This is a genomic window from Pseudomonas sp. S2_C03 (assembly GCF_054668405.1).
Genome location: NZ_CP162766.1, coordinates 4,822,984 through 4,836,177, shown reverse-complemented (window position 1 = coordinate 4,836,177; position 13,194 = coordinate 4,822,984). Strand labels below are relative to the sequence as shown.

Sequence of the window (13,194 nt, the reverse complement as noted above, 5' to 3'; positions counted from 1 at the left end):
AGGAGGCACGCCGTGTCGATTCATGTCGCATTGCACCACGTCACGCATTACCGCTACGACCGCGCCGTCGAACTCGGCCCGCAGATCGTTCGCCTGCGCCCGGCCGCCCATAGTCGTACGCGGATTTTGTCTTATGCGCTGAAAGTCTCCCCAGAGCAGCACTTCATCAACTGGCAGCAGGACCCGCAGGGCAATTACCTGGCCCGATTGGTGTTCCCGGAGAAAACCGACGAGCTGCGGGTGGAAGTCGATCTGGTGGCGGAGATGGCAGTGTTCAATCCGTTCGATTTCTTCCTCGAGCCCTATGCAGAAAAGATCCCTTTTGCCTACGCCGCCGACGAGCGCAAGGAGCTGGCACCGTACCTGGAAACCCTTCCCCTGACACCGATGTTCAAGGACTATCTGGACGGCATCGACCGCACGCCGTTGCCGAGCGTGGATTTCCTCGTCGCCCTCAATCAGCGCCTGAGTGAAGACATCGGCTACCTGATCCGAATGGAACCGGGGGTTCAGACTCCTGAGCACACCCTTGAGCATGCGTCCGGTTCCTGCCGCGATTCGGCCTGGCTGCTGGTGCAACTGCTGCGCAATCTCGGGCTGGCGGCGCGCTTCGTCTCCGGCTACCTGATTCAACTGACTGCCGACGTGAAAAGTCTGGATGGGCCGTCGGGCACCGAGGTGGACTTCACCGACCTGCACGCCTGGTGCGAAGTCTACTTGCCCGGCGCCGGCTGGATCGGCCTGGACGCGACTTCGGGGTTGTTCGCCGGTGAAGGGCATATTCCGTTGGCCTGTAGTCCGGATCCGGGCTCTGCGGCGCCCATCAGTGGCTTGGTCGAACCCTGCGAATGTGAGTTTACGCACGAAATGTCGGTGGAGCGGATCTGGGAGGCGCCGCGTGTCACCCAGCCTTACACCGATGACCAGTGGCTCGCGATCCAGGCGCTGGGGCGGCAGATCGATGCCGACTTGCTGGCAGGCGATGTGCGCCTGACCATGGGCGGTGAGCCGACGTTCGTCTCCCTGGACGATCCAGACGGCGCGCAATGGAATACCGCTGCGCTCGGACCAGACAAACGCCGCCTGTCCGCCGAACTGTTCCAGCGCCTGCGCAAACATTACTCACCCAAGGGCCTGGTGCATTTCGGCCAGGGCAAGTGGTACCCCGGGGAGCAACTGCCACGCTGGTCGCTCAACAGCTACTGGCGGCGTGATGGCGTGCCCATCTGGCACAACAGCGCGCTGATTGCCGATGAGCAGCAAGACTACGGCGCCGATGGGGAGCTGGCGAGACGTTTCCTGGCGAGTGTCGCCGAGCGATTGAAGATTGAGACCCGTTTTGTCTTCCCCGCCTACGAGGACAATTTCTATTACCTATGGCGCGAAGGTGCCTTGCCGCAGAACGTCACCGCCGAAGACTCGCGGTTGGAGGACCCCCTGGAGCGTGCACGCCTGCGTAAGGTCTTCAGCCAGGGCCTGGATAAAGTCATCGGCCAGGTGCTGCCACTTGCCCGCACTGCCAGGGGCGACCGCTGGCAGAGTGGCCGCTGGTACCTGCGCGACGAGCATTGCCGGCTGGTGCCGGGGGACTCGCCGCTGGGCTATCGCTTGCCGCTGGCTTCGCAGCCTTGGGTCAAGGCAGCGGAGTATCCGTTCATCCATCCTCAGGATCCGAATCAGGATTTCCCGTCTCTGCCCGACACAGCGCAACTGCAAAGCCCTGACACGGCATCGGTTGCGGATGACCGGGCGCCGCTGATTGACGAGTCCGCGGCCTGGCTGACGCGCATCGCATTCTGTGCCGAGGCGCGGGAAGGGCGGTTGTACCTGTTCATGCCGCCGCTGGAGCGGGTCGAGGATTATCTGGAACTTGTCACCGCCATCGAGGCCACGGCCGAGGAACTGCATTGCCCGGTGTTACTGGAAGGTTATGAGCCGCCAAGCGATCCGCGGTTGAGCAACTTTCGCATCACCCCCGACCCTGGCGTGATCGAGGTGAACGTGCAGCCGTCCGCCACCTGGGACGAACTGGTCGAACGCACCGAGTTTCTGTACGAACAGGCTCGGCTGACCCGATTGACCAGCGAAAAATTCATGATCGATGGTCGACACACCGGCACCGGAGGCGGTAACCATTTCGTACTGGGCGGTGCGACCCCCGCCGACTCACCGTTTCTGCGCCGGCCCGATCTGCTGCGCAGCCTGATCAGCTACTGGCATAACCACCCGTCATTGTCCTATCTGTTTTCGGGTTTGTTCATCGGCCCTACGTCCCAGGCGCCCCGTGTCGATGAAGCGCGCAACGATGCGTTGTACGAGCTGGAAATCGCCTTCGCGCAAATGCCGGAGCCCGGTGAGCAATGTCCGCCATGGTTGGTGGACCGGCTGTTGCGCAACCTGCTGATCGATGTGACCGGCAACACCCACCGCGCCGAATTCTGTATCGACAAGCTCTATTCACCCGATGGCGCCACGGGACGTCTTGGACTGCTGGAGTTGCGCGCTTTCGAGATGCCGCCCCATGCGCGCATGAGCCTGGTCCAGCAGTTGCTGTTACGCGCGTTGGTTGCACGGTTCTGGCGCGAGCCCTATGCGCCGCCGAAGCTGGCCCGCTGGGGTACTGAGTTGCACGACCGCTTCCTGTTGCCGCACTTCATCGAGCAGGACTTCGCCGACGTTATTGTCGATCTCAATGCGGCGGGTTATCCACTACGGGCTGAGTGGTTTGCCGCTCATCTGGAGTTTCGTTTTCCCAAGGTAGGCGACTACGCGGTCAGCGGTATCGAACTGGAACTGCGCCAGGCACTGGAACCCTGGCATGTGCTGGGCGAGGAGGGCACCGCCGGCGGCACCGTGCGTTATGTGGATTCGTCGCTGGAACGCTTGCAGGTCAAGCTCAGTGGCCTGCCGCCACAGCGTTACGTACTGACGTGCAATGGCGTGCCGGTGCCGTTGCAACCGACCGGGCGTGTAGGCGAATTCGTCGCAGGCGTGCGTTTCCGTGCCTGGCAACCCGCCAATTGCCTGCAACCGACGATTCCCGTCCACGCGCCCTTGGTGTTCGACTTGCTCGACACCTGGATGGAGCGTTCGCTGGGTGGGTGCCAGTATCACGTGGCCCATCCGGGCGGACGCAACTACGAGAGCCTTCCGGTGAATGCCAACGAAGCAGAGAGTCGACGGTTGGCGCGTTTCTTCCGCATCGGACACCGTCCCGGAAAACTGGCGATACCCGTTTCTGAAATCAACGACGAGCTGCCGATGACACTCGATTTACGACGTTGCTGAGCCTTGCGCGACGCTCGGATTTTTCGTCTATCCGGGCGTCACAAGCGTGCGTTAGTCTGACTGTTTCCTGCTGTCTGCCGAGCTTTCCATGCCTGACCTGCTAGATCGCTACCCGCTCACTGCGGGCTCCTATCACGAACTGCTCGACGAGAGTGGCGGCGTACGTGTGCATTGGCGTCGGCTGTTCGACCAATTGCAACGCAGCACGTCCGCGCAGTTGGAGCAACGCCAGGCACTGCTGAGCCGGCAGATCCAGGAAAACGGCGTGACCTACAATGTCTATGCCGACCCCAAGGGTGCTGACCGGCCCTGGGAGTTAGACCTTTTGCCGCATGTCATCGCCGCCGATGAGTGGGAACAGCTGTCGGCGGGCATTGCCCAGCGTGCACGCTTGCTGAACGCGGTTCTGGCTGACCTTTATGGCCCGCAACGCCTGATTGCCGAGGGCCTGCTGCCTGCCGAACTGGTGTTCGGCCACAACAATTTCCTCTGGCCATGCCAGGGCATCACCCCGCCTGACGGTACTTTTTTACATCTGTATGCCGTGGATCTGGCGCGCACGCCCGATGGTCGCTGGTGGGTGACGGCGGACCGGACCCAGGCCCCCTCCGGCGCCGGTTACGCGCTGGAAAATCGCACCATCGTGTCCCGGGCCTTTCCCGAGTTGTATCGCGACATGAAGGTGCAGCATCTGGCCGGATTCTTTCGCACGCTTCAGGAAACCCTGGCCCGTCAGGCGCCCAGTGAAACGCCGTTGGTGGTGTTGCTGACGCCCGGGCGTTTCAACGAAAGCTATTTCGAACATTTGTATCTGGCGCGGCAGCTGGGCTACCCCTTGGTGGAGGGCGGCGACCTCACGGTGCGCGACGCCACGGTTTACCTGAAAACATTGAGCGGCCTGCGTCGAGTCCACGCAATCATGCGTCGGCTCGACGACGATTTCTGCGACCCGCTGGAGCTGCGCACCGATTCGGCCCTCGGGGTACCGGGGCTGCTGGACGCCGTGCGGCAGGGCCGGGTGCTGATGGCCAATGCGCTGGGCAGCGGGGTGCTGGAGTCGCCGGGGCTGCTGGGTTTTTTGCCGAGGATCAACCAATTCCTGTTTGGCGAAGAACTGATCCTGCCCTCCATCGCCACCTGGTGGTGTGGCGAGGCGCCGGTGCTGGCCCAGGCGCTGGAAAAGCTGCCGCAATTGCTGATCCGTCCCGCGTTCCCCTCCCAGAGCTTTACCCCGGTATTGGGGCGAGACCTGAGCGAAGCGCAGCGTCGGACACTCGCCGAGCGCATGCAGGCGCGACCCTACGCCTACGTGGCGCAGGAACTGGCGCAGTTGTCCCAGGCGCCGGTCTGGCAGGCCGAGGGCGGCCAATTGCAGCCACGGGCCATCGGCATGCGCATGTATGCGGTGGCCAGTGGCGAGGGTTATCGGGTGCTGCCCGGCGGATTGACCCGAGTGGCCGCCGAGGCGGACGCCGAAGTGGTGTCGATGCAACGCGGTGGTGCGAGCAAGGACACCTGGGTGCTGAGCGATCGCCCGCCGAGCGGCGAGCAGTGGAAAGCCCAGCGAAATATCGGCGTGCACGATCTGGTGCGGCGCGATCCGTACCTGCCATCGCGGGTCGTGGAAAACCTGTTCTGGTTCGGTCGTTACTGCGAACGCTGCGATGACAGTGCGCGCTTGCTGCGCATCATGCTGGCACGCTACGTCGATGGCGACGACCCGCAAGCCCTGCAAGCTGCCGTCGATTTGGGCGAGCGACTGATGCTGTTGCCCGATGAAGGCTCCTTGCCCGAGCGATTGCTGGCGGCATTGCTCGGCGATGACTGGCCGTTCAGCCTGCGATCCAACCTGCAACGATTGCAGTGGGCGGCGTCGCAGGTGCGCGGCAAGCTTTCCCGGGAAAACTGGCAGGCGCTGGTGGAGTTGCAGCGCGAAGCGATGGAGCTGGAAACCGCTGATCCGGACTTCGGCGAGTTGTTGGATTTTCTCAACCGTTTGGTGATGTCGCTGGCAGCGTTGTCCGGTTTCGCCCTCGACGATATGACCCGCGATGAAGGCTGGCGCTTCCTGATGATCGGGCGACGGATCGAGCGCCTGCAATTTCTCAGCGCCAGTCTGGCGGCGTTCCTGCGCGGTAGTGGGGCGTTCGATCAGGCGGGCCTTGAGTGGCTGCTGGAACTGGGCAACAGCAGCATCACCTACCGCTCGCGTTATCTGGCGGTGGCGCAGTTGATCCCGGTGCTGGACCTGTTACTGCTCGACGAGCAGAACCCTCACGCGGTGTTGTTCCAGCTGAAGTTGGTGACCCGCACGCTGAAACGCTTGAATGACGATTTCGGCGCCCCACGCGAGTCGGGGCTACCGCTTCTGGTGGAGCATTTGGCCCGCTTCGACCTGGGTTGTCTCGAGTATTCGCTGTTTGGCGATGCCAGTGTTCGTGCAGCAATCGATGGGCTGGCCGACCTGCTGCAAGCAATCGCTGACGCCAGCGGGCAGGTGTCGGATCGCCTGGCGTTGCGTCACTTCGCCCACGTTGATGATGTCAGCCAGCGCACGGTGTCCGTCTGATGAACGCCCGTTACCAGATTTTCCACGACACGCATTATCACTACGACAGTCCGGTGTCGCTGGCCCAGCAACTGGCGCACCTGTGGCCTCGCACCTGTGTCTGGCAGCGCTGCACGGATCAGCAGTTGCAGATCAGTCCCGAGCCGACCTCGCGCCGGGACGAACTGGACGTGTTCGGCAATCCGCTGACACGCCTGGCCTTCGAACGGCCTCACGATGAATTGCAGGTCAATGCGCGACTGTGTGTTGAAGTGCTGGCGCGGCCTGTTCTGGATTTCACCCGGTCGCCGGCCTGGGAAGACACGCGTAATGCCTTGACCTACAGCGGTCAGCCACTTTCATCAGAGATGCTTGAAGCGTGTCGGTATCGCTTTGAATCGCCCTATGTGCACCTCAAACGCAATTTCGTCGACTTTTCGCAAAGCTGTTTCCCTGCGCAAAGACCGCTGTTACTGGGTGTGCGGGCGTTGATGGAGAAAATATTCCGCGAATTCACTTTCGACGCCGAAGCCACGCAGGTGGCGACGCCGCTGGTGGAAGTGCTGGAGCGTCGACGGGGAGTGTGTCAGGACTTCGCCCACTTGATGCTCGCGTGTGTGCGCTCGCGAGGGTTGGCGGCGCGCTACGTCAGCGGCTACCTGTTGACCCAGCCACCCCCGGGCCAACCACGCCTGATCGGTGCCGATGCCTCCCATGCCTGGGTGTCGGTGTATTGCCCGGTACTGGGCTGGGTGGATTTCGACCCGACCAACAATGTCCAACCGGCGCTGGAACACATCACCCTGGCCTGGGGCCGGGACTTCTCCGATGTTTCGCCATTGCGCGGGGTGATCCTGGGTGGCGGCAATCATGACCCGGAGGTGCGGGTTACCGTGATGCCGCAGGATTGAATGCCCCGCCCTTGTAGGAGCAAGCATGCTCGCGATGGAGGCTCAGGCGGCGATGGCGTCCTGACACCCCGCGTCATCGTTGACGACCATCGCGAGCATGCTCGCTCCTACAGAAGGTTAGGATCAACCTGGTGTCTGCTCCGTCCACTTCGGCGCAATGGTCGGCTGCCAGGCGTCCAGGGCGTCGATCAGCGTTTGTGGCGATTCGCTCACTTGCAGCATGTCGCGGTGTGCCCCGCGAACGAAGCCTTCGCCGACGATGTGATCGAGAAACCCGGTCAGCTTGCTGTAGAAGCCGTTCACCTCAAGCAATCCCAACGGTTTGCCGTGATAGCCGAGTTGGCCCCAGGTCCAGACTTCGAACAGTTCTTCCAGGGTGCCCAGGCCCCCTGGCAGCGCGATGAATGCGTCGCTGAGCTCGGCCATCCGCGCCTTGCGCGCGTGCATGCCGTCGACGACTTCCAGGCGAGTCAGTCCGCTGTGGCCGATTTCCTTGTCTTTGAGGCTCTGCGGAATGATGCCGATGACTTCACCGCCTGCCGCCAGTGCGGCGTCGGCGACAATGCCCATCAGCCCCACGGCGCCGCCTCCATAGACCAGGGTCAACTTGCGTTCGGCCAGCGCGCGGCCAAGCGCTACGGCTGCCTCGCGATAAGCTGGGTTGGTGCCGGTGCTGGCACCGCAAAATACACAAACGGATGTTAAAGACATGCCTTACTCCATGCTCAGGATGGGCACAGAGTAAAGGCAGCGTCGCTGCGTTCCAAGGTCTAGACTTCGCGCCGGGACGTTTCACAGGTACCACTGGCGCCGCAGGCGTAAGCGGCGAGCAAGCTGCACAAAAAACTGTTGATGGACATGACAGGCACTCCGGTTGAAGGTCGATGGCCTAATGATAGGGTCGCCCCGGACGTCTGACTGGTAGATTGTCTCGATAGGGGTCATAGCCCGAAAGTTGTATACAAGTTATGACGTAGGTCATAGGAACTTGCCGGATTTTCAGGCAGTCTTCTGTCCATTAGAAATTTCGTTAACCATGCCTTGGAGATTCACCATGTTTGCCAAACTTGTTGCGGTATCCCTGTTGACGCTGGCCAGCAGCCAATTGATGGCTGCCGAGTGCAAGACCACCATCGACTCCACTGACCAAATGTCCTTCAGCACCAAGGCCATTGAAATCGATAAAAGCTGCAAGACCTTCACCGTGGAACTGACCCACTCCGGCAGCTTGCCGAAGAACGTAATGGGCCATAACTGGGTGCTGAGCAAGGAAGCCGACATGCAGCCGATCGCCACCGACGGCCTGGGTGCCGGCATCGACAAGAACTACATCAAAGAGGGTGACGCCCGCGTCATCGCCCACACCAAAATCATTGGTGCCAAGGAAACCGACTCGGTGACCTTCGACGTATCGAAACTCGATGCTGCCGAGAAATACGGCTTCTTCTGCTCGTTCCCAGGCCACATCTCGATGATGAAAGGCACTGTGACCCTGAAGTAAATCCGCGTCATCGTCGCCTGTTCTGGTCAATGAAAAAGCCCGCTGAATCAGCGGGCTTTTTCATTCATTCACGCCTCAAGGCGCAAACGGCATCACCCGCTTGTGATGCGTCTTGTTGTACGTATCGCAAATAATCCTGAACGCTTCATCCCGCACCGGCTCACCGTGCAGGAACGCGTCGATTTCGGCATAGGTCACGCCATGGGAGGCTTCGTCCGGCTTGCCCGGTGCGAGGTCTTCAAGGTCCGCCGTCGGGACTTTCTCAACCAGCGACTCCGGCGCACCAAAGCTGCGGGCGATGGCTCGTACCTGGTTTTTCACCAGGCCGCTCAACGGTGCAAGGTCGCAGGCGCCGTCACCGAACTTGGTGAAGAAACCCATCACCGCTTCGGCTGCATGGTCGGTGCCGATCACCAGGCCCTGCGTGGCGCCGGCGATGGTGTACTGGGCGATCATGCGCATCCGTGCCTTGGTGTTACCCAGGACGAAGTCCACCGAAGCCGCCGGCTTGCCTTCGAAAGCTTTCACTTCGGACGCCAACGCCTTGACCGCCGGGCCGATGTCCACGGTGTGACGTTCGTCTGGCTGGATGGCTTCCAGCGACGCCTGGGCATCGTGCTCATCGAACTGCTTGCCGTAAGGCAGGCGCACGGCGATGAACTTGTAACGCTCATCGCCCGTGCGCTCGCGCAGCTCACGTATGGCGCGCTGGGCCATCAGGCCGGCGGTCAGCGAATCGACGCCGCCGCTGATGCCGAGCACCAGGGTCTTGAGCCCGGAATTGACCAGGCAGTCCTGGATGAACGTGATACGCCGCACGACCTCTGCCTCGAGGGCAGCCTTGTCGGCGAATGGCGGTTGAACCTTGAGCTGCTCAGCAATCTCACGCTGTACGGCTTGCATGAATTCACTCCTTGCTTGGTGTGCTGGAAGGGTCGGCAGGTACTTTGAATACGTGTCGCAAGTAGGCGACGAAATTAGGGTCTTTGCAGTGAGTCTTGCCGGGCTCGTCGGAGATCTTCGCCACCGGCTGGCCGTTACAGGCGGCCATTTTAAGCACGATGCTCATCGGTTCAACACCCGGAATATCGCACGTCAGATGGGTGCCGATGCCAAAGCTGACATTGATCCGACCACGCAGGGCACGGAATATCTCTAGCGATTTGGGCAGCGTCAGACTGTCGGAGAACGTCAGCGTCTTGCTCATGGGGTCGATGCCGAGCTTCTGGTAGTGCGCGATCGCCTTTTCTGCCCAGATGACCGGGTCGCCGGAGTCATGACGCAAACCGTCGAAGAGCTTGGCGAAGTACAGGTCGAAATCGTTGAGGAAGGCGTCCATCGTGATGCAATCGGTCAGGGCAATCCCCAGCAGGCCACGGTATTCACGAACCCAGCAATCGAGGGCGGCACTCTGGCTGTCGATCAGGCGCGGGCCTAGCTGCTGGTGCGCCATGATCCATTCGTGGGCCATGGTGCCTAACGGTTTCATGTCCAGCTCCCGGGACAGATGCACGTTACTGGTGCCGACAAACCGACCAGGAAAATCGTGCTTGAGCACATTCACGACTTCTTCCTGCACACGGTAGGAAAAACGCCGGCGGGTGCCGAAATCGGCGACTTGCAACTCAGACAGTTCGTCGCTGCTGGCGTTGACGGTCAGCCAGTCGAACTTGCGATATAGCTGCTCGCGGGCCTGCTCCAGCTTGATATCCCGGTAGCGATAGCGGTTGCGCACTTCGCTGACGATGGACAACAGCGGCACTTCAAACAGAATCACATGCAACCAAGGCCCACGCAGGCGGATGAACAACTCACCGTTCTCTATGCCGGTATGAACGTAGCGCAAGTTGAAGCGGAACAAGCCAAGAAAACGCAGGAAGTCCGGTTTCATGAAGCTGATGCGCTCCATGAAGCCCAACTGATCGGCGCTCAGGCTCAGCTCGGCCAGGCGCTCGATCTGAAAGCGGATCTCCGCCAGGTAAGGGCGTAAATCTTCGCTGTTGCGGCAACGAAACTCCCATTCGACTTCCACGTTCGGGTAGTTATGCAGCACCGCCTGCATCATCGTCAGCTTGTAGAAGTCGGTGTCGAGCAGGTTCTGCACGATGCGGTCGGCAAATACGCTCTCGCTCATAACGGGGGTTCTCCACTTTGAATGGCGATAGTGGCGCATATCGGTGCCGCTCATGACCAGCGATTTTTTAGTGGATTCGATCCACTGTAGGAGCGGGCTTGCCCGCGATAGCGGTACATCAGTCGACATTCAGGGTGACTGGCACAGCGCATTCGCGAGCAAGTCGAATCGTCGCACCGCCGCTCCCATCAAAAGCAATGTCGCGTTAATTCGGGGTGTCGATCTGCTCCAGCATCCACTGCACGAAATCCCGCACCTTGGGCACTTCCGCCGAGTGTTCCGGGTAGGCCAGGTAGTAGGCGTCGGCGCTGGGCATCGCATGTTGCCAGGGGATGACCAGCTTGCCGTCGGCCAGTTCCTCTTCCACCAGAAACCGGGGCAACAGCGCTACGCCGCAGCCCACCTGAGCGGCGCGGATGCACATGTAGAAGGTTTCGAAACGCGGGCCGTGGTAACTGTGTTCGGTGTGGTAGCCCTGGCTGTCGAACCAGTCGTGCCAAGCCTGGGGGCGGGATGCATTTTGCAGCAGGACCAGGTCTGTGAGTTGCGTCGGATCAGTAAAGGGTTTCGCCGGCAGGCTGGCCGGCGAGCAAACGGGCACCAGTTCTTCGCCGAACAGCTTCAGGCATTCGCTGCGGGGGCGGGAGCCCTGGCCGAAGTAGAACGCCAGGTCGCTGCGACCTTGCAGCAGGTCGTCGGCTTCCTGTTCGCTGCACAGGTCCAGGTGGATCGACGGATGACGCAGGCGCCAGCCTTTCAGGCGCGGCACCAGCCAGCGGGCGCCGAAGGTCGGCGGGGTGGAGACGCGCAGTACCTCGGTCTCACCGCCGTAGGAACGCAGGTAATGCGTCGACATTTCGACCTGAGTGAGGATTTTTCGGACTTCCACCAGGTACAAGTCGCCGGCCGGAGTCATCTGCAGGCGACGGCGCACGCGACGGAACAAAAGGTGTTGCAGCAATTCTTCCAGTTGCGCGACCTGTTTGCTCACCGCGCTCTGGGTCAGGTTCAGCTCTTCGGCTGCCCGTGTGAAGCTCAAATGCCGGGTCACGGCCTCGAAACACTGCAGGGCGGTGATCGACGGCAAGTAACGTTTATTCAGCATGTGGGGTGTCCTTTTTCCGGATTCTTTCTGGCCAGCAATTCGCAGCATGAATAAACGGAATGATATCTCTCTTAAAGGTCGTTTGTTGGGTAACCTGCGGCAGGCTAAAACTACAGGTCTGATCAGTCGGCGTAATCGGCTGGACGTTTTCTGTTTTTTGCTTGAGGAGTGACCCATGGTTGCCGCATTGCTTGATCGTCTTGGTGTAAACCCGGCCCTGTACCAGAACGGCAAAGTGCCGGTGCATTCGCCGATCGATGGCAGCCGGATCGGTGCCGTGAACTGGGAAGGTGCCGCCGAAGTCGAGCAGCACATCAGTCGTGCAGATCATGCGTTCGAGTTGTGGCGCAAGGTGCCGGCCCCGCGCCGTGGCGAACTGGTGCGTCAATTCGGCGAAGTCTTGCGTGAATACAAGGCCGACCTCGGTGAGCTGGTCTCCTGGGAAGCCGGCAAGATCACCCAGGAAGGTTTGGGTGAAGTCCAGGAAATGATCGACATCTGCGACTTCGCCGTCGGGCTGTCCCGCCAGTTGTACGGTTTGACCATCGCGTCCGAACGTCCTGGCCACCACATGCGTGAAACCTGGCATCCGCTGGGCGTCGTCGGCGTGATCAGCGCGTTCAACTTCCCGGTCGCGGTCTGGGCCTGGAACACCACGCTGGCGCTGGTCTGCGGCAACCCGGTGATCTGGAAGCCGTCGGAGAAAACCCCGCTCACCGCTTTGGCTTGCCAGGCGCTGTTCGAGCGCGTGCTGAAAAATTTCAGCGATGCCCCGCCACACCTCAGCCAGGTTGTCATCGGTGGCCGCGATGCCGGCGAAGCGCTGGTCGATGATCCGCGCGTCGCGCTGGTCAGCGCCACCGGCAGCACCCGCATGGGCCGTGAAGTGGCGCCTAAAATTGCCGCTCGCTTTGCCCGCAGCATTCTTGAATTGGGCGGCAACAATGCGATGATCCTCGGCCCAAGCGCTGACCTGGACATGGCCGTACGCGCCATCCTGTTCAGCGCCGTTGGTACCGCTGGCCAGCGTTGCACCACCCTGCGTCGCCTGATTGCCCATGAATCGGTCAAGGAAGAAATCGTCACCCGCCTCAAAGCCGCCTATGCCAAGGTGCGCATCGGCCATCCGCTGGAAGGCAACCTGATCGGTCCGCTGATTGACAAGCAGAGCTTTGACAACATGCAGGATGCGCTGGAACAGGCCCTGAGCGAGGGCGGTCGGGTATTCGGTGGCAAGCGCCAACTGGAAGATAAATTCCCGAACGCCTATTACGTGGAGCCGGCCATCGTCGAAATGCCGGAGCAGAGCGACGTGGTCCGCCACGAAACCTTCGCCCCGATCCTCTACGTGATCGGCTATAACGATTTTGAAGAGGCGCTGCGTCTGAACAATTCGGTGCCACAAGGCCTGTCCTCGTGCGTGTTCACCACGGACGTGCGTGAAGCCGAGAAATTCATGTCGGCAGTCGGCAGCGACTGCGGCATCGCCAACGTCAACATCGGCCCGAGCGGCGCGGAAATCGGCGGTGCATTCGGTGGCGAAAAAGAAACCGGCGGTGGCCGCGAATCCGGCTCCGACGCCTGGCGCGCCTACATGCGCCGCCAGACCAACACCGTGAACTATTCGCTCGAGCTGCCGTTGGCGCAGGGCATTACGTTTGATTGAGCAGCTTTGAGCTACGAGCTACAAGCTGCAAGCCAATTTGC

9 protein-coding genes are annotated in these 13,194 nt (G+C 61.1%); 5 read left to right on the top strand and 4 right to left on the bottom strand.

All coding sequences use genetic code 11. From position 1 onward, the window contains the following. The first annotated feature begins 12 nt into the window (after positions 1-12). The 3 genes from AB4N64_RS22300 (at position 13) to AB4N64_RS22290 (ending at position 6,747) form a co-directional block, all read left to right on the top strand. On the top strand, positions 13-3,288 hold the full coding sequence (locus AB4N64_RS22300) for a transglutaminase family protein (RefSeq protein ID WP_460118571.1): 3,276 nt from the start codon (positions 13-15) through the stop codon (positions 3,286-3,288). A gap of 88 nt (positions 3,289-3,376) precedes the next feature. Then, positions 3,377-5,857 (top strand): circularly permuted type 2 ATP-grasp protein, encoded by a 2,481-nt coding sequence (locus AB4N64_RS22295; RefSeq protein WP_460118569.1) that lies wholly within the window; start codon positions 3,377-3,379, stop codon positions 5,855-5,857. After that, positions 5,857-6,747 carry a transglutaminase family protein gene (locus AB4N64_RS22290; protein ID WP_460118567.1) on the top strand — a complete coding sequence of 297 codons (891 nt, stop codon included), beginning with the start codon at positions 5,857-5,859 and terminating at the stop codon, positions 6,745-6,747. The genes AB4N64_RS22295 and AB4N64_RS22290 overlap by 1 nt, the downstream gene beginning before the upstream one ends. Positions 6,748-6,870: 123 nt before the next feature. Here the strand turns inward: AB4N64_RS22290 and AB4N64_RS22285 are convergent, their stop codons facing one another. Continuing rightward, the gene (locus AB4N64_RS22285) at positions 6,871-7,458 is read right to left on the bottom strand and encodes an LOG family protein (protein WP_460118565.1); all 588 of its coding nucleotides are present in this window, start codon (positions 7,456-7,458) and stop codon (positions 6,871-6,873) included. 343 nt (positions 7,459-7,801) lie between these two features. Here AB4N64_RS22285 and azu point away from each other — a divergent pair, with 343 nt between their 5' ends. Next, positions 7,802-8,248, top strand: coding sequence for an azurin (azu, locus tag AB4N64_RS22280; protein WP_460118563.1), 447 nt, complete (start codon positions 7,802-7,804; stop codon positions 8,246-8,248). A 75-nt stretch (positions 8,249-8,323) separates the two neighbouring features. Here azu and nadE read toward each other — a convergent pair whose 3' ends face one another. From nadE to AB4N64_RS22265, 3 genes are all read right to left on the bottom strand, one after another. Then, complete coding sequence (gene nadE / locus AB4N64_RS22275) at positions 8,324-9,151, bottom strand: ammonia-dependent NAD(+) synthetase (protein ID WP_460118561.1); 828 nt, start codon at positions 9,149-9,151, stop codon at positions 8,324-8,326. Between the two features lie 4 nt (positions 9,152-9,155). Then, positions 9,156-10,382, bottom strand: a complete 1,227-nt coding sequence (pncB, locus tag AB4N64_RS22270; RefSeq protein WP_460118559.1) for a nicotinate phosphoribosyltransferase — start codon at positions 10,380-10,382, stop codon at positions 9,156-9,158. A 205-nt stretch (positions 10,383-10,587) separates the two neighbouring features. Then, entirely contained in the window at positions 10,588-11,487 is a 900-nt protein-coding gene (locus AB4N64_RS22265) for a LysR family transcriptional regulator (protein WP_460118557.1), read from the bottom strand. 175 nt (positions 11,488-11,662) lie between these two features. Here AB4N64_RS22265 and amaB point away from each other — a divergent pair, with 175 nt between their 5' ends. Beyond that, a complete protein-coding gene (gene amaB, locus AB4N64_RS22260; RefSeq protein ID WP_460118555.1) occupies positions 11,663-13,153 on the top strand; it encodes an L-piperidine-6-carboxylate dehydrogenase in 1,491 nt (496 codons plus the stop codon). The last annotated feature ends 41 nt before the right edge of the window (positions 13,154-13,194 follow it).

Coding starts and splice junctions, on each gene's coding strand:
- amaB (WP_460118555.1), top strand. CDS start 11,663: ATGGTTGCCGCATTGCTTGATCGTCTTGGTGTAAACCCGGCCCTGTAC.
- AB4N64_RS22265 (WP_460118557.1), bottom strand. CDS start 11,487: ATGCTGAATAAACGTTACTTGCCGTCGATCACCGCCCTGCAGTGTTTC.
- nadE (WP_460118561.1), bottom strand. CDS start 9,151: ATGCAAGCCGTACAGCGTGAGATTGCTGAGCAGCTCAAGGTTCAACCG.
- AB4N64_RS22290 (WP_460118567.1), top strand. CDS start 5,857: ATGAACGCCCGTTACCAGATTTTCCACGACACGCATTATCACTACGAC.
- AB4N64_RS22285 (WP_460118565.1), bottom strand. CDS start 7,458: ATGTCTTTAACATCCGTTTGTGTATTTTGCGGTGCCAGCACCGGCACC.
- pncB (WP_460118559.1), bottom strand. CDS start 10,382: ATGAGCGAGAGCGTATTTGCCGACCGCATCGTGCAGAACCTGCTCGAC.
- azu (WP_460118563.1), top strand. CDS start 7,802: ATGTTTGCCAAACTTGTTGCGGTATCCCTGTTGACGCTGGCCAGCAGC.
- AB4N64_RS22295 (WP_460118569.1), top strand. CDS start 3,377: ATGCCTGACCTGCTAGATCGCTACCCGCTCACTGCGGGCTCCTATCAC.